Source organism: Tropicimonas isoalkanivorans (genome assembly GCF_900112335.1).
GTDB lineage: Bacteria > Pseudomonadota > Alphaproteobacteria > Rhodobacterales > Rhodobacteraceae > Tropicimonas > Tropicimonas isoalkanivorans.
In genome coordinates this window covers 176,981-200,807 of sequence record NZ_FOLG01000006.1, presented here as the reverse complement: position 1 = coordinate 200,807, position 23,827 = coordinate 176,981, and the positions used below count along the sequence as shown (strand labels likewise).

Annotated in this window: 20 protein-coding genes; 11 read left to right on the top strand and 9 right to left on the bottom strand. The window is 63.0% G+C overall.

Features of this window, described 5'->3' with window-relative positions; translation table 11 throughout:
• Positions 1-8: 8 nt before the first annotated feature.
• The 4 genes from BM075_RS12280 to BM075_RS12265 all read right to left on the bottom strand — a co-directional run bounded on the left by BM075_RS12280 (position 9) and on the right by BM075_RS12265 (position 5,522).
• Positions 9-1,679, bottom strand: a complete 1,671-nt coding sequence (locus BM075_RS12280) for an alpha-amylase family glycosyl hydrolase (protein ID WP_093360973.1) — start codon at positions 1,677-1,679, stop codon at positions 9-11.
• Positions 1,680-1,698: 19 nt separating this feature from the next.
• Entirely contained in the window at positions 1,699-2,847 is a 1,149-nt protein-coding gene (locus tag BM075_RS12275) for a carbohydrate ABC transporter permease (RefSeq protein WP_093360972.1), read from the bottom strand.
• A 12-nt stretch (positions 2,848-2,859) separates the two neighbouring features.
• A complete protein-coding gene (locus BM075_RS12270; protein WP_245758833.1) occupies positions 2,860-4,074 on the bottom strand; it encodes a carbohydrate ABC transporter permease in 1,215 nt (404 codons plus the stop codon).
• A gap of 89 nt (positions 4,075-4,163) precedes the next feature.
• A complete protein-coding gene (locus BM075_RS12265) occupies positions 4,164-5,522 on the bottom strand; it encodes an ABC transporter substrate-binding protein (RefSeq protein WP_093360971.1) in 1,359 nt (452 codons plus the stop codon).
• A gap of 264 nt (positions 5,523-5,786) precedes the next feature.
• On the opposite strand from BM075_RS12265, the gene BM075_RS12260 reads away from it, so the two are divergent.
• From BM075_RS12260 to BM075_RS12210, 11 genes are all read left to right on the top strand, one after another.
• Positions 5,787-6,815: a LacI family DNA-binding transcriptional regulator gene (locus BM075_RS12260; protein WP_093360970.1), complete on the top strand. Its 1,029-nt coding sequence runs from the start codon at positions 5,787-5,789 to the stop codon at positions 6,813-6,815.
• Positions 6,816-6,828: 13 nt separating this feature from the next.
• Complete coding sequence (locus BM075_RS12255) at positions 6,829-8,148, top strand: GH1 family beta-glucosidase (protein ID WP_093360969.1); 1,320 nt, start codon at positions 6,829-6,831, stop codon at positions 8,146-8,148.
• Positions 8,149-8,157: 9 nt separating this feature from the next.
• Entirely contained in the window at positions 8,158-9,126 is a 969-nt protein-coding gene (locus BM075_RS12250) for a glucokinase (RefSeq protein WP_093360968.1), read from the top strand.
• 111 nt (positions 9,127-9,237) lie between these two features.
• Entirely contained in the window at positions 9,238-9,519 is a 282-nt protein-coding gene (locus BM075_RS12245) for an STAS domain-containing protein (RefSeq protein WP_093360967.1), read from the top strand.
• Between the two features lie 4 nt (positions 9,520-9,523).
• Positions 9,524-9,904 carry a response regulator gene (locus BM075_RS12240; protein WP_093360966.1) on the top strand — a complete coding sequence of 127 codons (381 nt, stop codon included), beginning with the start codon at positions 9,524-9,526 and terminating at the stop codon, positions 9,902-9,904.
• Entirely contained in the window at positions 9,901-12,135 is a 2,235-nt protein-coding gene (locus BM075_RS12235; RefSeq protein WP_093360965.1) for a chemotaxis protein CheA, read from the top strand. The genes BM075_RS12240 and BM075_RS12235 overlap by 4 nt, the downstream gene beginning before the upstream one ends.
• A gap of 7 nt (positions 12,136-12,142) precedes the next feature.
• The gene (locus BM075_RS12230) at positions 12,143-12,622 is read left to right on the top strand and encodes a chemotaxis protein CheW (protein WP_093360964.1); all 480 of its coding nucleotides are present in this window, start codon (positions 12,143-12,145) and stop codon (positions 12,620-12,622) included.
• A gap of 49 nt (positions 12,623-12,671) precedes the next feature.
• A complete protein-coding gene (locus BM075_RS12225) occupies positions 12,672-13,568 on the top strand; it encodes a CheR family methyltransferase (protein WP_177208330.1) in 897 nt (298 codons plus the stop codon).
• Positions 13,569-13,572: 4 nt separating this feature from the next.
• Positions 13,573-13,959 (top strand): response regulator, encoded by a 387-nt coding sequence (locus tag BM075_RS12220; protein ID WP_093360962.1) that lies wholly within the window; start codon positions 13,573-13,575, stop codon positions 13,957-13,959.
• A gap of 8 nt (positions 13,960-13,967) precedes the next feature.
• Complete coding sequence (locus BM075_RS12215) at positions 13,968-14,363, top strand: hypothetical protein (RefSeq protein WP_093360961.1); 396 nt, start codon at positions 13,968-13,970, stop codon at positions 14,361-14,363.
• Between the two features lie 591 nt (positions 14,364-14,954).
• Positions 14,955-16,754, top strand: a complete 1,800-nt coding sequence (locus tag BM075_RS12210; protein ID WP_093360960.1) for an IlvD/Edd family dehydratase — start codon at positions 14,955-14,957, stop codon at positions 16,752-16,754.
• A gap of 27 nt (positions 16,755-16,781) precedes the next feature.
• Here BM075_RS12210 and BM075_RS12205 read toward each other — a convergent pair whose 3' ends face one another.
• The 5 genes from BM075_RS12205 to BM075_RS12185 form a co-directional block, all read right to left on the bottom strand.
• Positions 16,782-17,873 (bottom strand): PLP-dependent cysteine synthase family protein, encoded by a 1,092-nt coding sequence (locus BM075_RS12205; RefSeq protein ID WP_093360959.1) that lies wholly within the window; start codon positions 17,871-17,873, stop codon positions 16,782-16,784.
• Positions 17,874-17,943: 70 nt separating this feature from the next.
• Positions 17,944-20,817 carry a M10 family metallopeptidase C-terminal domain-containing protein gene (locus BM075_RS12200; RefSeq protein WP_093360958.1) on the bottom strand — a complete coding sequence of 958 codons (2,874 nt, stop codon included), beginning with the start codon at positions 20,815-20,817 and terminating at the stop codon, positions 17,944-17,946.
• 221 nt (positions 20,818-21,038) lie between these two features.
• Complete coding sequence (locus BM075_RS12195) at positions 21,039-22,469, bottom strand: tetratricopeptide repeat protein (protein ID WP_093360957.1); 1,431 nt, start codon at positions 22,467-22,469, stop codon at positions 21,039-21,041.
• Between the two features lie 129 nt (positions 22,470-22,598).
• The gene (locus tag BM075_RS12190) at positions 22,599-23,429 is read right to left on the bottom strand and encodes a hypothetical protein (protein ID WP_093360956.1); all 831 of its coding nucleotides are present in this window, start codon (positions 23,427-23,429) and stop codon (positions 22,599-22,601) included.
• Positions 23,430-23,460: 31 nt separating this feature from the next.
• Positions 23,461-23,799: a hypothetical protein gene (locus tag BM075_RS12185; RefSeq protein WP_143089868.1), complete on the bottom strand. Its 339-nt coding sequence runs from the start codon at positions 23,797-23,799 to the stop codon at positions 23,461-23,463.
• Between the last annotated feature and the right edge of the window lie 28 nt (positions 23,800-23,827).

Genomic DNA, 23,827 nt, shown 5'->3' with positions numbered 1-23,827 from the left:
CTACCTCCCTATGCGGTCTTCTCGACGGCGAAGGCCGCCTGGTATGGCGGCAGCGTGACGCCGCCTTCGTCGAATGTGGCTTCGAAGGGTGCGGTTTCGTCCGCTTCCCAGTTGCCTTCGGGGTACGTCACGTGACGTTCCACGTCGGACATGTTGAAGGCGCAGAACACCCGGCTCCCCTTGCCCGCGCGAATGAAGGACAAGCAGTCCTCCCCAGCCTCCAGCGTCTCGTAGCTGCCCTTCGACAGCACCGGGTGCGCTTTCCGGAAGGCGATCATTCGGCGGTAGAAGACCAGCATGCTCTCGTCGTCGGTCTCCTGCAGATTTACCGCATGGTTGAGATGCTCGACCGAGACCGGCAACCACGGCTTGCCCTCGCTGAAACCGCCGTTCTGGTTGTCCCGGTTCCAGGGCATCGGCGTGCGGCACCCGTCCCGGCCCCGGAACTTCGGCCAGAAGCGTTTGCCGTACGGGTCCTGAAGATCCTCGTAAGCGACATAGACTTCGTTCAGGCCCAATTCCTCGCCCTGGTAAAGGCATACCGAGCCGCGCATGGCGAACAGCAGGGCGACGAGCACGCGGGCCTGCTCCGGTGACAGGCCCCAGCGTGTGATGTACCGCGCCACGTCGTGGTTCGAGAAAGCCCAGCAGGCCCACCCGTCCGGCGCCATCTCATCGAACCGCTCCAATGTGCCGGCCACGAAGGTTCCGGTCGGGAAGGTGTTGGAAAGGAACGCAAAATCGTAGCACATGTGGAGGCGGTCCTTGCCGGCGGTGTATTCGGCCTGGACCTCCACGCCGCGCTGGCTCTCGCCAACCTCACCCACGGACGTGATTGCGCCGTACTTGTCCATCAGTTTCCTGAGTTTCTTCAGGAATTCAATGTTTTCCGGCTGGGTCTTGTCGTAAAGGTGGTTCTGGAAGTTGTACGGGTTCACTGCAGGCGCGGTCTTGTCGTTGATCTCCTCGGGCTTCAGAGGAGGATTGTCCCGCAACTGCTTGTCGTGCACATAGAAATTCACGGTATCGAGCCGGAACCCATCGACCCCGCGGTCGAGCCAGAAGCGCGCAACTTCCAGCAACGCATCCTGCACGGCAGGTTCGTGAAAGTTCAGGTCCGGTTGTTCGATCAGGAAGTTGTGCAGGTAGTACTGCATCCGCTCCCCGTCCCACTCCCAAGCCGAGCCGCCGAAGATGCTGAGCCAGTTGTTGGGCGGTGTGCCGTCGGGCTTGGGGTCCGCCCAGACATACCAGTTCGCGCGAGGGTTGTCGCGGCTGGCCCGGCTCTCCTGGAACCAGGGATGCTGGATCGAGGTGTGGGACAGCACAAGGTCGATGAGCACCTTGATACCGAGGTCATGCGCCCGCTCCACCAACGCGTCGAAATCACCGAGCGAGCCGAACATGGGGTCGACGTCGCAATAGTCCGACACGTCGTACCCGAAATCGAGCATCGGCGAGCGGAAGAACGGCGAGATCCAGATCGCGTCCACCCCGAGGGAGGCGACGTGCGGCAACCGGTGGATGATTCCCGCGAGGTCTCCGATGCCGTCCCCGTTGGAATCCTGGAACGAGCGCGGATAGATCTGGTAGATGACCGCCCCGCGCCACCAGTCCGGGTCGGAGGCGTCCTTCTCCGGCGTGGCGACGTGGTCGGGAAGTGTGTCGACAAAACTCATTGCTGACCTTCGGTTGTAGCTATTTCACGGAGCCTGCGAGCAGACCGCGGACGAGATAGCGCTGCATCGCAAAGAAGACGATGATGGGCACGGCCATGGAGATGAAGGCCGCCGTTGCAAGAATCTCCCAGTTGCCGCCCCGGGTGCCTAGGAGCTCAACGATTTGCTTTGTCATGACCGTGGTCTCGCCGGTCGCATCCACAAGGAAGACCATCGCAACCAGCAGGTCGTTCCACGTCCACAGGAACTGGAAGATGGCGAAGGAGGCGAGTGCCGGGAAGGAGAGCGGCAGGATGATCCGCGTGAAGATCTGGAAGTCGGTCGCGCCGTCCACCTTTGCGTTCTCGATGATGTCGCGCGGCAGGCCGACCATGTAGTTGCGTAACAGGTAGATCGCGAGCGGCAGACCGAACCCGGTATGGGCGAACCAGACCCCGAGGTAGCCCTTTCCAATGCCGATGGCGTTGTGGAATTTCAGCAGCGGAATGAGCGCCAGTTGCAGCGGCACGACCAGCAGGCCAACCACGGCGGCAATCAGGAGCGCGCGCCCGGGGAATTCCATCCAGGCCAGGGCATATGCGGCGAAGGCCGCAATCAGGATCGGGATGATGGTGGCCGGGATTGTCACGGTGAGCGTGGAGAAGAACGCCCGCGTCATGCCTTCCCGGTTGCTCGGATCGAACAGCATGTTGCGGTAGTTCTGAAGGGTGAATTCCGGCGGGACGGTCGCCGTGGCGAACACGCGTTCCCCACGCCGCCCTTCGAAGGGTGCGTCGCTCTCGAGGCGATAGTTGCCCTCCCCGTCCAGCGTCATGCGGCTGCCGTCCCGAAGTTCCACCGTTTCACCCGGCTCGTAGGCCTGGGTGTCGCGGGCCGAGGTGCCCCAGGCGGAAATGCCCTTGGCCTCGCTGCCCTCCAGCACGTTGCCCTCGATAACGTAAAGCGCCCCGTCCTGAACCTGGTCGTCCGGTCCGGCGGTGCGCAGTTGCAGGTTCTGCTCTGCGGCGAACATCGCCTTCCACCAACCAGAGGTGGCGATCTGGTCGGCCGTCCGGAAGGAGGAAACGAAGAGGCCCACTGTCGGGAAGAGCCACAGGATGACAAGGAAGGCGACCGAGAGGTGGACCGCCCAGGTGAGGCTGCTTTTCGTGCCAGCGATATTGTCCATTGCGCCGCCTCCCTACTTCATTTCCCTGCGCGCATTGCGCACGTTCCAGACCAGAATTGGCGTGACCAACAGCATGATGACCATGGCCGATGCCGACCCAACCCCCCAGTCGTTGGCGGTGAACAACTTGCTGTACATGTAGTTCGCCAACACTTGCGTCCCCCACTGGCCATTGGTCATGGCGAAGACGATGTCGAAGACCTTCAGCACGACCAGCGTGATGGTCGTCCAGACGACGACAATGGTAGGCACGATCTGCGGCACCTTGATCTTGAAAAAGATCTGGAACGGCCCTGCCCCGTCAACGATGGCGGCCTCAACCGTTTCCTCCGGTATGCCGCGAAGCGCGGCGGAGAGGATCACCATGGCAAAGCCGGTCTGAATCCAGATCAGCACCGCCATGAGGAAGAAGTTGTTCCAAAACGGCAGGGTCAGCCAGTTCTGAGGATCGCCCCCGAGATTGACCCACAACGCGTTCAGGATACCGATCTGCCCCTGCCCCTCCGGGCGGGCGTCGTAGACCAACTTCCAGATCACCGAGGCGCCGACAAAAGAGATCGCCATCGGCATGAAGATGAACATCTTGGCGATATTGCCCCAAGAGATCCGGTCCGTCAGCTGCGCGACCAGCAGACCGAAGCCGGTGGAGAGCGCAGGCACCACGATCAACCAAAGCATGTTGTTGCGCATGGCTTCCCAGAATTTCGGCTCGTCCATCATCTGGGCGTAGTTCTGCAACCCCACGAAGTCGTAGCTGCCGGTGCTGAAGTTCCTTTGGGTGACAGACAGGCGCAGGGTTTCGAACACCGGGTAGGTCAGGTAGAGACCGAGCGCCAGGATGGCGGGCAGAAGGAAGAGCCAAGGCCGGATCATGTTGGCGTGGCTGATGTTGCGCCCTGCAGTCAGTTCGCCCTCTCCGTAGACGTAATCCCTCAAGCGCCACAGGCCGAAAATTAAGGCCAGCACGATGGCAAGCCAGAAGAGCCCTGTTGACGTAAAGATTCCGTCCAGGCCGAAGTAGGCGATATAGAGCGCGGCAATGAGCAGCGCCGGCAGGAGGAACACGATGATCGTACCGGTGCGCCGCCGGGCCGCGGACTCTTCGGCCGAGTAGGCGCGCGCCGGAAGCAAAAACCGGTCGAGCAGGAAGTTCGAAAGGTAGAAATAGCCGACGCAGCCGCCTACCCCGACAACGATGGTCACGAGCCCTTGCAAGGCTGGATGCATGTCCACTCCCTCCCCTATGGTAGTCGCCACGAGCCGCCGTGGCGGAGCAAGGCGGCCCCATCCGGGCCGCCCCGCAGATCAGTTGACGATCACTTGATCGCTTCCCAGGACCGCTGGATCTCGCCCGTGATGGCGTTGGCGTCAGCCCCGCCGACGTAATCCACCATGCCGGTCCAGAACGAGCCCGCGCCGACGGCACCGGGCATCAGGTCCGATCCATCGAAGCGGAAGGTCGTGGCATTCAGCAGAATGTCCCCGAGCGCCTTGCGGGTGTCATCCACGTAGAGATCGGTATTCACGGCCTTGAACGGGGTCAGGAAACCGCCGCCCTGCTGCGCCATGAACACCTCATGCGCGATCGGAGTCTTCAGGAACTCGATCAGAGCCTTCGCCCCCGGCGAGTCGTTGGTGATCGCGAAGAGCGTGCCGGCACCGAGTACCGGGGAACCGAGGTCCTTCTCGGCATAGGACGGGAAGTAGAAGAAATCGACGTCGACGCCCACTTCGGTCCCCTCGGGGAAGAAGGCCGGAATGAAGGAGGCCATGCGGTGCAAGTAGCACTGTGCCGGCGCGGAGAAGAGGCCCTTCGGGCTGTCGCGGAAGTCGGTAGCAGCAACCGACGAGGCACCGCCGGCAACGAAATCGTCGTTGCGGGCGAACCAGCCGAATTCCTCGATAGCGTTCACGACCTTTTCGTCGTCGAACGGGATCTCGTTCGTGACCCACTGGTCATAGACTTCCGGCGGCTGGGTCCGCAGCATCATGTCCTCGACCCAGTCGGTCGCAGGCCAGCCTGTCGCGGCGCCAGATCCCAGACCGATGCACCAGGGCGTCTCGCCTTCTGCGACGATCTCCTCGGTCAGCGCCTTGAGATCTTCCATCGTCTCGGGAACTTCGAAGCCGAAATCGTCGAAGTTTTCCGGCACGTACCAGACGAGCGATTTCACGTCGGCCTTGAACGGCACGAGGTACATCGCCTCGGTCCCGTCCTGACCGGCACAGGTGGACAATGCACGCCAGGATTCGCCGGCGGCGTAGTTCTCGTCCATCCACCCGGCCATGTCTTCGCCGAGCGGGGTCAGGAAGCCGCGTTCGGCCATGTCGCAGGCAAGCCCGGGTTGCGGGAAGATGGCGATGTTGGGCGCGGAGCCAGCCTCGAGATCGACCACGATCTGCTGTTCAAATGAGTCCGAGCCGGAGTAACGGACATCCGCGTTGGCAGCTTCGCCAAAATACGCGAGGACGTTGACGATCGCTTCCTGGTCCGGTCCGAGCCACGGGCCGAAGATCGTGACCTGCTCACCACCGACATCGGTCTCGGCCGCGAAGGCCTCGTAGCTGTCCCAGTTGAAGTCGCCCTCTCCGGGCGCGAACAGCAAATTCTGCGCGCTCGCAGAACCGGCCAACAGAGCCACTGCGGCGGCGCTGGCCAAGAATTCCAGTTTCATAAGTAACCTCCCGATTATTCCGCCTGGGACGTTCGCCCTTTCGGTGGGGATTATCCCCGCGTCGAGGGAATCGGGCCCAAAGCGCTTTGGACCCGACTCACGTAGCCCCATGGCACCACCCTGTCAACGATGACAGCTTACGCGGAACAATTGGTAATCCGAGGGAAATTTCCCTCCGGAATGCACAATTTGTGGACCCAAAGCCCTTTGACTCCAAATGTGACTAGGAAGTACCCTCCGACGCAGGCGACCTGAAAGACGCACATGAACCTCAAGGACCTGGCGGCCAGCCTTGGACTGAGCCAGACCACCGTCAGTCGAGCCCTGAACGGGTATCCGGAAGTTTCGGAGACCACGCGCGAACGCGTGCGGGAGGCCGCGCGGCAATATGGCTACCGTCCCGACAGCCGGGCACGATCGTTGGCGACGGGCAAGGCCATGTCCATCGGTCTGGTCCTGCCGATGTCCGCCACGCAGGAAATCGTCAACCCGATCTTCGCCGATTTCATCGCCGGCGCGGCCGAGACGCTGTCCGAGCGCGGCTACGACATCATGCTGTCGCTGGTGCACGAGGCCGACCAGGGAGACGTCTATCGCGCCATGCTCAGCAAGGGGCGTGTCGACGGGCTCATCATGCAGGCGCCGCTGACAGGCGATGAACGAATCGCCTTGCTGCAGGAGATCGGCCTGCCCTTCGTGGTCCACGGCCGGGTGTCGGATCACGACGACGCCTATTCCTGGCTGGACATGGACAACCGTCACGCGTTCCACCGGGCGACCGATCACCTTCTCGATCTCGGGCATCGGCGGATCGCGCTGCTGAACGGTCTGGAGACGATGGACTTCGCTCATCGCCGGCGGGATGGCTTTCTGGACGCGCTGGCTGCCCGACGTATGGGCGCAGACCCCGCGCTCATGACGTGCGCAGCCATGACCGAATTCTACGGTCACGACGAAACCAGCCGGATGCTCGACCTGCCCGAACCTCCCACGGCTTTCCTGGCCTCCTCCCTTCTGGTGGGTATGGGGGCCCGCCGGGCCATCGAGGCGCGCGGCTTGCGGATGGGGCGGGACGTGTCCGTCGTGGTGCACGACGACGGCCTCTCCTACCTGCCGAACGGCACCCCGGAGGCACCGATCTTCACCGCAACCCATTCCTCCGTGCGCGATGCCGGCCATCTGTGCGCCGAGACGCTGTTGACACTGATCGCCGAAGAGAGTGGTCCGATACAGACCAAGCTCCAGGCTTCGCTCACGGTCGGACCCTCTTCTGGCCCGCCGCCCCCTCACTAAGGACGCCCACCCAATGCTCAAGCGCAGCGACTTTCCCAAAGGCTTCGTCTTCGGCGCCTCGACCGCCGCCTACCAGATCGAAGGCCACTCCTTCGGCGGTGCCGGCCCGACCCACTGGGACGATTTTGCCGCCACGCCCGGCAACGTGGTGCGGGCCGAGGATGGCGCGATTGCCTGCGACCACTACCACCGCTGGCAAGAGGATCTGGACCTGATCCGGGACGCGAACTTCGACGCCTACCGCTTCTCCGCCTCCTGGGCGCGAGTCCTTCCGGAAGGCCGGGGCACCGTGAATGCCGAGGGGCTGGATTTCTACGACAAACTGGTCGACGGCATGTTGGAGCGGGGCATCAAGCCGATGCTGACGCTCTACCACTGGGAGCTGCCGTCCGCGCTCGCCGACCTTGGCGGCTGGCGGAACCGGGACGTCGCGAGTTGGTTCGCGGACTATGCAGAGGTTCTCATGCAGCGCCTGGGCGACCGGATCTGGAAGACGGCGACGATCAACGAGCTTTGGTGCGTGAGCTTCCTCAGCCATTTCCTCGGCCATCACGCCCCGGGTGTCCGGGACATCCGCGCAGCGGCCCGGGCGATGCACCACGTGATGCTGGCCCACGGCACGGCGACGGACGCCCTTCGTGCCATGGGGATTGGCGAGATCGGGGCCGTCTGCAACTTCACCTATGCGCAGCCGGCGAGCGACCGGCCCGAAGACATCGAGGCTGCGGCGATCTTTGACGACTACTACAACAACTTCTTCATTTCCGGCTTCTTCCGGAAGCAATACCCCGAACGGATCGTCACCGCGTTGGAAAAACACCTGCCGGATGGCTGGCAGAACGATTTCGACGTGATCGGCACTCCGGTCGACTGGTTGGGTGTCAACTACTACACCCGCGAAATCATACAGGCCGCGCCGGGACCCTGGCCCGCAGTCATCAGTATTGAGGGGCCGCTGCCAAAGACGCAGATGGGTTGGGAGATCTATCCCGAAGGTCTGCTGCACTTCCTGCGGCGCTGCCATAGCGACTTCACCGGCGATCTGCCGCTCTACATCACCGAGAACGGCATGGCGAACCCAGACCTGGTGATCGACGGCGCAGTGGACGACCGGGTGCGTATCGACTACCTCGCCCGCCATTTCGAGGCCACCCGGCAGGCGGTGCACGACGGCGTGCCGCTGGAGGGGTATTTCGTCTGGTCGTTGATGGACAACTACGAGTGGGCCTTCGGTTACGAGAAGCGTTTCGGCCTGATCCACGTCGACTTCGACACATTGCAGCGCACGCCAAAGGCGTCCTACCTTGCCCTGAAAGACGCACTCGAAAGCTGAGGTTAGCCCATGTCCGCTCCATCCCTTCTCGCCGACATCGGCGGCACCAACACCCGAGTCGCGCTGTCCCGGAATGGCGAGGTCGTCCAAGGGTCCGTCCGGCATTATCCGAATCGCGAGTTCACAGCGTTGGAGCCGGTTCTGCGCCTCTATCTCAGTGAGACGGGAACCGAGACGCCCGCCGCGGCCTGTCTCGCGATGGCCGGCCCCGTACGCGAGGGCGTGGGCCGGATGACCAACCTCGACTGGACGCTCGACACCGCCACGCTGGCCCATGCCACAGGCGCAGAGTCCGTGACGCTGCTCAACGACCTGCAAGCGCAAGGGCACGCCGTGGGCCACCTTCCCTCCGATGCGCTTTACCCGGTGATCGCCGGCCCGCCGCCTCGGCTGGAGGCGGCGCAACTCGTCATCGGAATTGGCACCGGGTTTAATGCTGCGCCGATCTTCAACACCCTTGGCGGCCGCTTCGTGCCGCCTTCGGAAAGCGGCCATGCCGGTCTCCCGGTGCGGTCCGAGGAAGATCTTCGCCTGGCTCGGTTCCTTGAGAAGGTGCACGGGTTCGCCTCCATCGAAGATGCCTTGTCCGGGCGCGGCCTCGTGGCGCTGCACCAGTTCGTCTGCGAAGAGGCAGGGGCCTCCGAACAGGCCAGCCTCAGCGGCCGCCAGATCATGCAGGCCGTGGCGGACGACGACACCCTGGCGTGCGGAGCCATTGCCCTGTTTTCCCGCCTTCTTGGTGCAGTTGCGGGGGATCTGGCGCTGACTCAGCTTCCGTTCGGCGGCATCTTCCTGATCGGCGGCGTGGCGCGCGCGATGGGCCCGTACCTTGCCGAAGCGGGGTTTGTCGACGGGCTGCGGGGCAAGGGGCGGTTCTCCGATTTCATGCGGCAGTTCTCCGTCACCGTGATCTCCGACGACGACGCCGCCTTGATCGGTATGGCACGCCACCTGAAGGCACTCCTGGCGCGATCATAGAAATCGGGTACGAGGCAACCCGATCTTAACGGCTTGCCCCCTAGGGATGGTTTCACCAGCCACGAAGGGGCACACAGTGACCGTTTCCAGTTCATCCGATGGACACTGCGCATGACCGCGCGGTTTTCCCTTCCCGCCCGGCTCGACCTGCCGGCAGCCACCCCGCTTGCGCAAGATCTCCTGGCCCGTCGTTGTGACGCGCTTACCCTCGCGGCGGACGACGTGACGTTGCTTGGCACGCCCGGCCTCCAGGTGCTGCTGGCGGCCCGGCGCACCTGGGAAGCAGACGGCCAGCGGCTGGCTGTGTCATCCTCCTCGCCTGCCTTCGAGGAGCAACTCGTCGTGTTCGGTCTCTCCGCCTCAGACCTCGAAACGCAGCCTCTGGAGCCGTGAACCCATGAGTCTCAGCATTCTCGCCGTCGACGATAGCCGCACCATCCGCGACATGCTCTCCCTCGCGCTGCGCCAGGCGGGCTTCAGCCCAAGCCTTGCGGAGGACGGGATGCATGGGCTTGAGGTCCTGAGCGGCATGGCACCGGACGCCATCATCACCGACATCAACATGCCGCGGATGGACGGCTTTGGCTTCATCGAGGCGGTGCGCAGCCAGCCAGCCCACCGAACGACCCCGATCCTCGTGCTCACCACCGAGAGCGCACCACAACTCAAGGCCCGCGCGCGCTCCGCCGGTGCGACGGGATGGATCGTGAAGCCTTTCGACCCCGAAAAACTGGTGCGCGCCCTCAATATGGTCGCCGGCCCGGGAGGCACGCGATGACCACTCCCGATCCCATGGCCGAGATCAAAGCCTCATTCTTCATCGAATGCGAAGAGTTGCTGGAGGGGCTGCAGGATGGTCTGACCCAACTGGAGTCGGGCGACGCCGACGACGAAACCGTCAACGTCTGCTTCCGCGCCGTCCATTCGATGAAGGGGGGCGCCGGCGCCTTCGGGCTCGACGAACTCGTGCGTTTTGCCCATCGTTACGAAACGGTGCTCGACGAAGTTCGCGCAGGCCGGCTCGCAACGGATCGGGATGTGGTTCTTCTGTTTATGCGGGCCGCCGACATCCTGTCCGATATCGTCCGCAGCTGCCGCGATGGCGAGACACTCGCACCCGGAGACGTGGAGCCGACCTTGCAACATCTGGAAGGGCTGGTTGGTGCCCAGGCCGCGGACCAAGAAGAGGAAGTCATCGACTTCCAGCCCCTGAATCTCTGCCTGCCTGACCTGGGCGGGCCAGACGAGCAGACTTACCGTATCGTATTTCGGCCGGAACCAGAACTTTTCCGCTCCGGCAACGAGCCCCTACATCTCCTCAGAGCGCTCCGCGATCTGGGAGAGGTGACCGTCGTGGCCGACAATTCGACGGTTCCGGACCTCGACCTTATGGATCCAGAAGCGGCCTACGTCTCCTGGACGATCTCCCTGGCAACGTCTCGCTCGGTGGAGGACATCGAGGAGGTCTTCGAATTCGTCGAAGGGCTTTGCGGCCTGACTATCGAGATTGCGCCAATGGCCCCCGGCAATATGGACGTTGCCCTGGGTGACAGTTCCGGCCTCCCCCCGCTGACCATTACGACGGACGAACCGGAGAATCTGACGCCGACACCTGACACCACCCAGATTCGACCCCGCCTGACACTGACCGAGGTCAAGAACGAGCCGGAGGCCGACCCCGCCATCGGGGCTGAATGCAGCGGTTCCGAAACCAACGTGACGCCGCTCCCAACCCCCCAAAGAACCGCAACCGCGGCGTCCAACAAACCGGCCGGCACTCCACGCGCGGCGGAAGAAGGCAAGCGGACGACAGTTCGCGTCGACCTCGACCGTATAGAGCGGCTCGTGAACCTTGTCGGCGAATTGGTCATCAACCAGGCGATGCTGTCGCAGAGCGTGGCTCAAGCCGGGCTTCCAGCCAGTTCACCGGTTGCGCAGGGCCTCGAAGAGTTCATGCAGCTGACTCGCGACATTCAGGACAGCGTCATGATGATCCGCGCCCAGCCGGTCAAGTCGCTCTTCCAACGTATGGGCCGGATCGTTCGGGAATCGTCCGCGGCCGTCGGGAAATCGGTCCGGTTCGTTGTAAAAGGTGAGGCGACGGAGGTCGACAAGACCGTCATCGAACGCCTCGCCGATCCACTGACGCACATGATCCGTAATGCCGTAGACCACGGGGTCGAGCCTGCAGAGAAACGGCTTTCCGCCGGAAAAACGTCGGAGGGCAGGATCACGTTGTCGGCCAGCCACCGTTCAGGCCGGGTCGTGATCGAATTATCCGACGACGGCGGCGGCATCGATCGATCACGGGTACGAGCAATCGCCGAAGAGCGCGGATTGATCGACGCGGATGCTGCACTGTCCGACGCGGAGATCGACGAACTTCTCTTCCTGCCAGGGTTCTCCACCGCCAGCGAGGTATCGAATCTGTCCGGCCGAGGCGTCGGCATGGACGTGGTCCGAAAAGCGATCCAGGATCTTGGGGGGCGCGTCACGATCTCGTCCACCCCCGGCACCGGCACCAGCTTCACAATCTCGCTCCCCCTGACCCTCGCGGTCCTTGACGGAATGGTGGTTCACGCGGCCGGCGAATCCCTTGTCATGCCAATCAGCGCCATCGCCGAAACAATGGCATTCCGCCACGAAGACATTCGACCGCTGGGTCCGGAAATGCAGGTACTCCGAATTCGCGACAAGTTCGTGCCATTGCTGGATCTTGGAGTCGAACTGGGTTTCCGGGAACCAAGGCAATGCTACGAAGGATGCGTCGTACTGGTGATCGCCGCTGAGGATAATACCTGCGGCGCGCTGATCGTCGATTCGATCCACGATCAACGCCAGGTGGTCATCAAGGGTCTACAGGAGAGCTACGGGCAAGTTCGGGGGATCGCCGCCGCGACGATCCTGGGAGATGGTCAGGTGGCGCTCATCCTCGATCCGGTCGACCTAATGGCCAACGCCACAGGCCACACTGTTCCCACGTGTACTGAATTCAAGCATGCAGGGTGATGGAGAAATGAACGAACGAGGCTTCCAGGCCCACGCAACGACCGACGCCATTGAACGCGAGCTTCTCTCGTTCCGGGTCGGCGGACAGGAATACTGCGTCGACATCATGTCTGTTCGGGAAATCCGTGGATGGACTCGGCCAACACAAGTGCCACGGGCGGAAAAATGGGTCCGCGGTGTCATCAATTTGCGCGGAACCGTTCTTCCCATCGTCGATCTGGCATGCCGCCTCGGCGTTTCCGTGGAAGATGCCAGCGAACGCAATGTCATCATCGTGGTGAACATCAGGCAGCAGACAGTGGGGCTGCTCGTGGATGCAGTATCCGACATTCTGGCCATCGCCGAGAGCGACCTGCGGCCGCCCCCCGAGATCACCTCCACCACGAGCGAGACCTACATCAAGGCCCTGACAATCATCGACGACCGAATGCTGCGAATCCTGGATCTCGAAGCGGTTCTGCCCAACATGCGCCGCGATGCAGCCTGATCGCTCAGTGACTGATCATGCCAAGGCACCCCAAAGGACATCATTGCCGATGACACGTCCGTCAGCCCATCCGTCCGGCCTCTCCAACGCCGACCGTCGGAACTTCGATATCATTGCCGAAATAGCCCACAAGGAGGCAGGCCTCGCAATTCCGTTCGAGAAAGCGCCGATGGTGTTTGCCCGGCTATCGAAGCTTCAGTCGCGTCTCGGTCTGAACGACGCTGGCGAATACTGCACCCTTCTGACCAGTTCCAAAGGCGACTTGGAACGACGGCATCTCATCTGTGCCTTAACGACGAACGTCACGAGTTTCTTTCGCGAGGCGCATCACTTCGACTACATGCGCAAGATAATCGCGCCGGACTTGATTGCACGGGCGCGGGCAGGTGACAGAATCCGTATCTGGTCCGCCGGATGCTCCGACGGTTCGGAACCGTATTCGATCGCTATGACGCTGCTGGACTGCTGTCGCGACATTGGGCAATTCGACATTCGAATTCTGGCCACCGACATTGATTGCGAAATCCTGGGGATCGCGCGGCTCGGCCGATACAAGGCGGATCGACTTGGCTCGATCCCTGAAAGCTATCGTCGCAACTTTGTCGAGCAAGTTGGGGATGCCGACAAGGACGCCGCCTTGATACAGGTTTCTTCCACCGCAAGGAACCTGGTCCACTTCCGGGAACTCAACCTGGTCGGTCATTGGCCGATGAAGCAAAAATTCGATATCATCTTCTGCCGCAATGTCCTGATCTACTTTGACCAAGATACTCAAATGCGGCTGTGGCCCCGTTTCGAGGACGCGTGCAAACCAGGAGGCCACCTTTTTATCGGGCACTCTGAACGCTTGCCATCCAGGCACACTACCGATTTCCGGCCGATTGCAACCACCACCTACCGCCGCCATCCCGCCGACACAGGCCGGCGGCAGGATCGAGAGGAATAGCCGCATGGCGCTTCGAGATATGCTCCACATCATGGTCGTCGACGACATGTCCACAAGCCGCGGCCTCATTCTTCAGGCTCTCGACTCGTTCGGGATCCGCAACGTCCGCCATTCCACGGACGGCCCGTCGGCGTTGCAGGCCTTGTCGCAAAAACCTGCACACCTCGTGATTTCCGACTACAACATGCCGGGCATGGACGGCCTGCAACTCTTGCAATCGCTGCGAAAATCCCCGGCTCACGGAAAGATTGGTTTCATTCTCATCACGGGCAAGGCAGAACGCTCGATCATCGCGATGGGTCAGCAACTCGGAATGAACAACTTTATCCGCAAGCCATTTGAGCCGAAGGATCTTCTGGCTTGCATCGAGGCCGTGGTGGGGCGGTTGTGAGCGCCGTTATGACCGGGATCGGTGTTTGCGAAGGCGAGAGCGTTGACGCGCAAGTGCCGTTCAACATTGTAACGGATTGGCTTGCAGAAGAACTATCGACGCTTGCGGGCGACCTTGATCGGTTCCAACACGACCTGTCCGACTTGTTGGTCGAGGCTCATGTTTCACCTCACCTCATGCGTCGACTTCAATCACTCGACGGCACCACTCAAGCCCTTTCGGCTTTGGCACGGGTCGCCGAAATCCTCCAAACAAAGGCCGCCGATCAGATCGACGGCGTGCCCGCGGAGAAAGTCTGCAAACTGGTATCACTGGGTGATTTACGCCAGAGGCTTCTAGCCCGGGAGGCAAGCTCGGCGACGCCTGACAGCAAAGACGAGGGTGGACACGTCAGTATTTTCTGATGGGCCGACGAGTTCACGCATGCCTTGGTTTGCGGTCCGACTTTGCTTTCGATCTTTGAGTTAAGGGCCTTCCAAGAGGGATCATCTTTGGAAAACATGAATGACTGTCCGATCAAGTCAGAGTCCAGGTAAAGCCTGCAGCGACAGCTGGCGCGACAGCGTGGGCCACATCCTTTAGAATGTACGTGCTGCAGCCCATCGCAAGTCTGGGGCGGATCATTCCAAACTCGTTCGGAGAAGATTGATCTAGATGCGGTATGCGCACTTGCACATCCCGTAATGGTGTCGGACGACACGCTGCGTTCGAGCTGGCCAAGCCGCATCAGGTTGACCGGATCATCCGAGGTTGGCTCGCTTGGCAGGAGCCCGCCGGCCCACTCCATATGTTTCAGCCATCATAGTCTGAACACTTCACCATCTGCGTTTCGCCTGCGAAAACTGCGCAAGGGGCGGACGATTCGGACGGGCATCGGCCCCCTTTTCTGCGTTTCATTGTCCCATCGAAACCCGGCCCGCAGCCGTGATACGCACGATGGGCCACGCGGCATTCCGCCGAAGCGGTGGCGTGCCTTACCCCACAAGGAGCTCCCGATGAGCGAAGACACCCGCCGCAAGACCCTGCGGTCCGAGGCCTGGTTCAACGACCTGAAGAACATGGAGATGACGGCGCTCTACCTGGAGCGCTACCTCAACTTTGGCCTGACTCCGGAAGAGCTGCGGTCGGGCCGGCCGCTCATCGGCATTGCGCAAACTGGCTCCGACCTGTCACCCTGCAACCGTCATCACATCGAACTGGCCAAGCGGGTTCGCGATGGGATCACCGATGCCGGAGGCGTGGCGTTCGAGATTCCGGTGCATCCGATTCAGGAAACCGGCAAGCGGCCGACCGCAATGCTCGACCGCAACCTGGCCTACCTCGGCCTCGTCGAGGCGCTCTTCGGGTACCCGATCGATGGCGTCATTCTGACGATCGGGTGCGACAAGACCACGCCGGCGTTGCTGATGGCGGCGGCCACGGTCAATATCCCCGCGCTCGCCTTCTCTGTCGGACCGATGCTGAACGGCTGGTACAAGGGCAAGCGCGCGGGCTCCGGGTCTGTTATCTGGGAGGCACGGCAGCTTCTGGCCGCGGGCGAGATCGACGACGAGCAGTTCCTCCAGATGGCCGCCTCCTCCGCGCCTTCGGTGGGATATTGCAACACGATGGGTACGGCCTCGACCATGAACAGCCTTGCCGAAGCCCTCGGGATGCAACTGCCGGGCTCCGCCTCGATCCCCGCGCCGTACCGCGAGCGTGCGCAAATGGCCTTCCATACGGGTAAGCGGATCGTGGAGATGGTGCACGAGGATCTGAAGCCGTCGGACGTGATGACCCGTGGCGCGTTCGAGAACGCGATCGTCGTGAACTCCGCCATCGGCGGCTCGACTAATGCTCCGATCCATCTCAACGCGATCGCCCGCCATCTTGGTATCGAACTGAGCAACGCGGACTGGGAGCGCTTTGGCTATGAGGTGCCTCTGGTGGCCAACGTTCAACCGGCTGGTGCCTACCTGAGTGAGGATTTCCACCTCGCGGGCGGTCTTCCGGCCGTCATCGGCCAATTGTTGGGGGCTGACCTTATTCCGAACCCGGATGCAGTTACCGCAACGGGTCAGACATTCGTAACGCTCTACGAAGGCCGGGAGAGTGAAAACACCGATGTGATCCGCCCGCTCAGCGATGCGTTGGCCGCGCGCGCCGGATTCCTGAACATGACCGGTAACCTGTTCGACTCCGCGATCATGAAGACGTCCGTCATCAACGCCGAGTTCCGCGACAGGTACCTGTCGAATCCGGAGACCCCGGGCGCATTCGAAGGGCAGGCCTTCGTCTTCGAAGGACCGGAGGATTTCCATAGGCGGATCGACAATCCCGAGCTGGGGATCACGCCGGAGAGCATTCTGGTGATGCGGGGGGCCGGGCCCAAGGGATACCCCGGCGGCGCGGAAGTGGTGAACATGCGCCCGCCCTCGTACCTGATCAAGCAGGGCGTGCACACCCTGCCCTGCATCGGCGACGGGCGGCAGTCCGGCACGTCCGGGTCCGCCTCGATCCTGAACGCCTCGCCCGAGGCCGCCGATGGGGGCAATCTGGCGATCCTGCAAGATGGAGACCGTATCCGAATCGACCTGAACAGCCGCACCGTGAACGTTCTCCTCTCGGAGGCCGAGATCGAGACGCGGCGCGAGGCCGTTCGCGCCGGCGGCGGCCTGCCAGTACCGGAAACCCAGACGCCGTGGCAGGAGATTTTCCGCGACCGGGTCCGGCCCTTCAGCGAAGGCATGATCCTGGAGAACGCCGACAGCTATCGCGACATCGGCAACAGCAAGATGCCGCGCCATAGCCACTAAGGCGCATGCCGTTTTATCCGCCGGGCCTTAGGCCGTTCGGTAACCCGGCGTGGAATCGGCGATCTCCATCTCCTCATCGCTCATCTTGGTGGGGAGGTGCTCGAACAGCGGCGTGGAGAGATAGCGCTCGCCCGTGTCCGGCAGCATCGCGAGGATGACGCTGCCGGGCTCGGCCGTCTTCGCGATCTCCATTGCCACGGCGAAGGTCGATCCGCCGGAGACGCCGGTGAGAATGCCCTCTTTGGCTGCAAGGTCGCGCGCCCATTTCATCCCATCGGGGCCGGCGACCGGAATCAGGTCGTCGTAAAAGCCCTCGTCGATGGCTTCCTGCAAGACCAGCGGGATGAAATTCGGCGTCCACCCCTGAATCGGATGCGGCTCGAACGCCGGGTGGCCGGAGGCCGGTCCTCCGGCTTCGGTGCGCTCCTGCGGCACGCCGGAGCCGACAAGTTGGGCGTTCGCGGGTTCGCTCAGCACGATTTTCAGGTCCGGCCGTGCCTCCCTCAGGACCCGCCCAAGGCCCGTCACTGTGCCGCCGGTGCCATAGCCGGTTACCACCGCATCCAGGCGGTGGCCGGAGAAATCTGCCAGGATCTCCCGCGCAGTGGTGTTGGCGTGGATCTTTGCGTTGGCCGGCGTCTCGAACTGCCCAGCCCAGAACCACCCGTGAGCGTCGGCGAGTTCTCGCGCCTTCATGTACATGCCGGTGCCGCCCAGTTCCCTCGGTGTCAGGATCACCTTGGCGCCGAGCATGCGCATCAGTTGGCGGCGCTCGACGGAGAAGCTTTCGGCCATCGTCACAACCAGAGGATACCCCTTGGCCGCGCAGACCATGGCGAGCCCGATCCCTGTGTTGCCGGACGTCGCCTCGATGACGGTCTGACCCGGTTTCAGGCTGCCGTCACGCTCTGCCTCTTCGATGATCGACACGGCGAGGCGGTCCTTGACCGATGCGCCGGGATTGAAGGCCTCGGCCTTCACGTACATGGTCACCCCGTCCGGTGCGAGGTTATTGATGCGGATCGAAGGCGTATTGCCGATGGTGTCCAGCACGCTGTCGTAAAGGCGCCCCAGGCCGTCGGTGGTGCGGCTGGATGCAGGAGTCTCGATCACGTTCATGGAAGTCCCCTTCTTGATGTGACTGTCGCGTGGCCCCCGGCGGACCTCGGCGGCGGCGTGAAGCCTTCGGTCAGAAGGACAGGACCTCCGCCGTGAGGTCCGACGCGGCTGTGTCGAGAACCAGGATCCGGTCCCCCGTGCCGTATGCGATCAACGCGTCGGCTCCCGATTGGGAAATCGTCAGGTCGTCGAAGCTGGCGGCGCCACTTTGGAAGTGTAGCCTATCCGTCGTCACATCGAAATCAATGATCGTGTCGCTGCCATCCCCGGCTCGGAACAAGAAACGGTCGGAACCGGCGCCTCCGGACATGCGGTCGTCGCCTCCTCGGCCCATGACGGTGTCGTTGCCGCCGCGCCCGCTCAGGACGTTATCGCCCGCGTTGCCGGTCAGGGCGTTGGCTGCCCCCGTGCCCATGGCAAAAAGGTTGCTCTTGCCGGACAGCGTGAGGTTTTCCACGTGCCGGTCGAGCCCGCGCAATGCCAGCGAGACACTGCTGATGACCGTGTCCAAGCCGCCACCCGCGCGCTCGGCGACCCGGTCGCTTGCGCTGTTGACGATATACGTGTCGTCGCCCGTGCCGCCCTTCATCAGGTCCGCGCCCGCGCCGCCGATCAAGCGGTCCGCGCCACTGCGTCCGATCAGAACGTCGTCGCCGCCGCGGCCGCTCAGGATATTACTGCCGCCATTGCCTGCAATCCGGTTGGCGTGCCCGTTCCCCCGGCCGATGAGATCGAGCGCGCCGGAAAGGGACAGATCTTCCACGTACCGCGCGCTGCCGGTCAGGCCGAAGGACACATCGGACTTGACGATGTCATGGCCCTGGTCAGCCCGTTCGACCACAACCTGCCGGAGGGATTGAACCACGTAAACATCATCCCCGCGCCCGCCAACGAGCCTGTCAGCGCCTTTGCCGCCGACAAGGAAATCATCGCCCGCTCCGCCAAAGACCTTGTCGGACCCGTTGCCACCGAACAGCCGGTCGTGGCCTCCGCCGCCGACGATCCGGTCCCAGCCCGCGGCCGCCCGCACGACGTCCGCACCGCCGCCCGTGAGGATGACATTTGCCCCGCTGGTCCCTGTCACCCGATCCACGCCGCCGCCGGTCGTGACATTTTCGAAGTTCTGGTAGGAATCCCCCTTCGACTCCGTGAATGCGGTGGCGCCGGTCGCAAGGTTGATCTCGCAGCCCGTGAGGAAGGCTGTCATGTCCAGACGGTCCACCCCGTCTCCGCCGTCCAGAACCTCGGGCCGGCCAGCTCCGGTGCTGGATGAGAAAAGCGCGTCGTTCCCGGCATCTCCGAAGTAGCGGCCCATGCCGCTCGAATGAATTTCGTCATTGCCGTCGCCGCCCCAAACGGAGTTGAAGCCTTGGCCGCCATCGAGGAGATCGTTGCCTGCTTCCCCCAGGAGGGTATCGTTGCCTGTTCCGCCGTAGAGCGCGTCGCCCCCGTCGCCGCCGGAGAGGGAGTCGTTCCCGTCACCGCCAAAAATCGTGTCGTAGCCGTCGCGCCCGTAGAAGCAATTGTCGTCCGCATCGCCAGAGAGCGTGTCGTCGCCCGAGCCTGCATTTATCGTCTCGATCCCAACGATGACAAAGCTGGTCCCGCCCACGTGAGCCACCCTCGTTGGATCTGCCTGGCCGAGATCGATGGCGAGCGTCGCCTGCACGTCGAAGGTCAGGCAGTCGCGGCCTTCACCTCCGTCGTAGACATCGCCAACACCCAGATCTCCCAGAACGATAAGACGATCGTCTCCGGTTCCGCCGTAAAGGCTCTCGGCCGCGTTCGTCCCGCGGGCATAGAGGACGTCGGCGCCGGCCCCCCCCTCTGCCACGCCACCGCCGGTCCCGAGGTCCAGCGTGTCGTTGCCGCCACGGCCCTCAAGGGTGTCGAAGCCGCCATTGCCCAGCAGGACGTTGTCGGCGTCGTTTCCGATGATCCAGTCGTTGCCATCTCCGCCAACGGCGTTTTCGATCACCGTTCCCGGCGATATCGTCATGTTTCCGGTGAGGCCGGCGATATCGGAGATGCTGCCGCCCGCGAGCCGGATCGTCTGATCCGCGTCGTAGCCGGAGAAGTCGACCGTGTCCGTGCCGCCGGAATCGATGATGTTGAACGCATTGACATGGGCGTAGTCGGAGAGCGCGTTCCAGATCACGGATTGCTCGGCGGAAATCGTCGTGTTGAAACCGTAGACCGTGTCGCCGAGGTAGGCGGAGATCGCGTATGTGTCCATGTCCGACAGGGCGATCCAGTCCGCAATCATCGGCGTCAGCAGGCGCGCGTAGGAGGCCTCGATCGTCGAGTTCTCGCGCTGGTCGAAGTACGACATCACCGACATTTGCCAGCTGTCGTTCAGGTAAACGTTCGAATTATTGCTGTAGTCCGGATCATCGTCCCGAATGACGTAGTTCGCATTTACGTCATAGCCGCCCGCATGACCGAGCCCGAGCGCATGGCCGATCTCGTGAATGTAGGTCTGCAGCGTGTAGGACCCGATCTCGTCGCCGTACCGGGTCAGCCAGTCCTCGCTGATGTTGACTGCAGCACTGTGGACGATGGCGCCGTTGCTCCCCGAGGCGGCTGTGTAACCCGAATGGGCGCCGGATTCGTTGTCCTGAAAGAACAGATCGACGGTCGTCCCGGTCGCGGTCGTCTCCACGAAATCGATCCCAAGGACGTTGCCGTAGAGCTGCAACGCGGCCCGCGCCAGTGCGGCGCCCTCGTCCGTCAGGCCGTCGGGATCCTCGTACCATCCCGACAGATTGTAGAATAACTGCCCGTCTTTGGCGGAGGTGCCGTCGCTGCCGAGGTTGAACGCATGGGGTCGCCCACCGAACCAGCTCCAGAAGCCCGTTCGCAGGTAATCCGCGACCTCCTGATCGGAGTAGGTCGGCAAATTTGACGCTGTGTCCTCAGCCGCCAATTCACGCGAGATCGGCACCGAGCAATCCTCCCTAATCCAGAGGGGGCAGACTAAAATCGAGTTGAGCACCGCTGCGAGCCGCAGCGATCAATACGAACGTCGGTTTATCATCTTTCAGCCTGCCGCGAAACCAATGTCGCGTGGCTTGCCCCACCATAGAATGAAGAACGCGTTAACACGGTTTCCACCTTTGCGTAACGTCAATATGCGCCGCTCCCCGGAAGCGTTGCCGAACGGCGTCACCCGAGCGCACCGCGGGTCCAGTCCTCCACCTCGCCGCGCACACGGTCGAACACCTCGTCCCAGTCCATTGGCCGGCGCTGCCGGAACAGCCGCATCCGAGGATACCAAGGCGTATTTTCGGCTGTATGGCCGTAAAGCCAGAACGGATCCCAGTGCAACAGGCACCAGACCTCGGTGCCAAGCGAGGCCGCAAGGTGCGCCACAGCTGTGTCGGCGGTGATCACCAGGTGCATGCGGCTGATCGTCGCCGCGCAGTCGGCAAGGTCCGCGTCCTCGCCGGACGCGTCGATGATGAGCGCGCTGCTGCCGTCTTTCCGGTAGGCCTCGAGCAACGGCCCCTTGTACAGCGAGAAGAGCCGCACACCCGGAATATCCGCGAGCGGCAGGAAGGCTTCGTGACCAAAGGAGCGCAGGTGGTTGGCCTTGTAGGTGACGGAACCCGACCAGACCACGCCAATCCGAAGCGCACCGTCATGCGGCCGCACGAGGCTGTCGGCCCGCTCCAGGCTCTGCTGCGGTACGGCGAAAACAGCGGGCTTGGGAATGTCCGCACGGCGCGCGAAGTGATGGCGGGGCAGATCGAACATCGGTGCCCATGCGTCGAACCCCTCCAGGTCTGGCAACTTGGTGCTGACCCCGTCGGCAAGCGCGGCCCCCGCGAAGAGCCGCCGCACCGGCGGGCGGCAGACCACGTGAACACGGGCCCCCTGCTCCCGCAGACCCGGCAGGAAACGCGCGCACAAAAGGCTGTCTCCCAGACCCTGCTCCTGCACCACCAACAACGACTTTCCGTGCAGCGGTTCCCCGTCCCAAAGCGGCAGGTCGATTTTGGGCGGCGGGACTTCACCCGTCTCGAACCGCACCTCGTAGTTCCTGAAGCCCTCCGCCAGATCGCCGGCCGCAAGCTGCGTCAAAGCCAGTTGCAGACGGATCTGGGCCTTGCGGGGATGCGCCTCCAGCCCGGCCTTCAGCACACGAACGGCCGCCTCGTAGCGTCCCATGGATCGCAAGCACCGGCCGAGGTTCCAGACCGCCTCGGAATCCTCAGGCCGTTCCTTCAGAAGCCCGCGAAACAAGTCCGCCGCTTCCCCGTGCCGTCCGAAATCGCCAAGGCTGTTGGCAAGGTTGTTGCGGACGATCCAAAGGTCCGGGCGCAGCCGATGTGCCCTCTGCTGAAAGTCCAACGCCTGCTCCCTCTGGCCGGTCTGGCGCATCAGCACGCCAAGGTTGGTCCAGATCGTAGCGTCCTCAGGCCTTTGATTGAGGTATTTCGCGTACAGCGCCGCCGCTTCGGATCGGTTCTGGCGCTTGTGGTGCTCGATGGCCGCGAGGCGCAGCGTTCGCAGCACGTCCTTTTGTCCGGGCGCGGCATCGGGCGACGTGCGCCCTTTGCCCGTGCCAGTATCGCCGTCCGTCTCGTCTCCCATACCCCGAACCGGGCTCTCCGCGTGACGGAGGCCGCCCCTTTACCGTGCAATGCGTCAAGGCAGCTAACCCGAGCCGGGCGAGAGAGTCAAAACGATGGCATTCGTTTCGGAGGGAGTCGCTTTGACACCTCAAACGGGTGTGGGTTTCACGCCGTACCAGCCATGCAGCGTTTCCTGCAGATCCCGCGCCAACCTGACGAGGCCCGAGGGACGCACCAAGAGCGTGACGAGAATTCCCTCGAACGCGGCAAAAATGACGCCGTTGCCTGCCTTTCCGAACGTGTCGAGCGTGAAGACACAACGGTCGCGCGACAGGTTCGGAAGCGCGGGCGACGTGGCGAACACCTCCCGTTCCAGGGTCTGCGCCAACGTTTCGGTTGGCTCGAAGAGTGTCGCATCCCCACCGCATTCCGTTTGCCCGTCGATGCGGCGCACCCAGGTCACAATCTGCTCCTTGTTCTCCGACATGATCGCGTCGAGAACTTCCACCAGCGGGCGTTCGGCGGGCGGCAAAAGCGCCACGTCCCACTCCTCCGCCAGCCGCTTGGCCGAAATCCCGAAGTCGGACCCACCCTGCGCGCCTTTCGGCGCCGCGAAGATTTGCAGCCGGTCGCTGTCGGCGATGAAGCCCTCAAGGAAATTCCGAAGAAACGCGACATTCTCGGGGTCTGGCTCATCGGTGGGTTGCCAGAGAATGCTATCCGGGCCGCCGACCAGTTGCCGGGATTCCGGCGCGCGGACCTGCAGGAGCCTGCGGTTATGGGCGACCACCAGAATTTCCCGCCCCGCGGTATTCGCCACCCGGAATCTGTCCGCGAGAACGGTTTCGTCAATCTCCAGCAGCAGCGTGGCAAGCAGCGTTCTGCCTCCCAGCGGAGTCAGGGTCCGCCCAGACGCGGCGGAAGAGCCGGCCGAGGCGAGGCGTTCGAGCTTGCGTTCGAGATCGTCGGAAACACTCACGGGCTTCGGTCTCCAATCGCGTTCCAGCCGGTCATTGCGCGAGGCTGCCGGTTGCGTCGTGTGTAATGCCGCACGCGTCTTCGTAGGACGTCTGCGGCGGGAAGAAAAAGCACAGCGCGGTCCCGGGCTCTTGCGGCAGATGCTGCAACACCAGAACCTCCGTAACCGTCATGAGAACTGCCTGTTCCGGGCCGCGCCCTTCGTCGAAAACGTTCGCCGCCAACCGGCAGAGGCCGTCGAGCACCTCCTGCGGGCGGCCTGCGGACTGAGAGGCCCCAAGCACGGTCGTCGCACCAAAATCCACGTAGACCACGGCGTCGATTGCGGCATTTCGGGCCCGCAAGGCCTCCAGTTTCGAGGATAGAGTCAAGTCGCGCGCCTTCTGGGATGGGAACCGC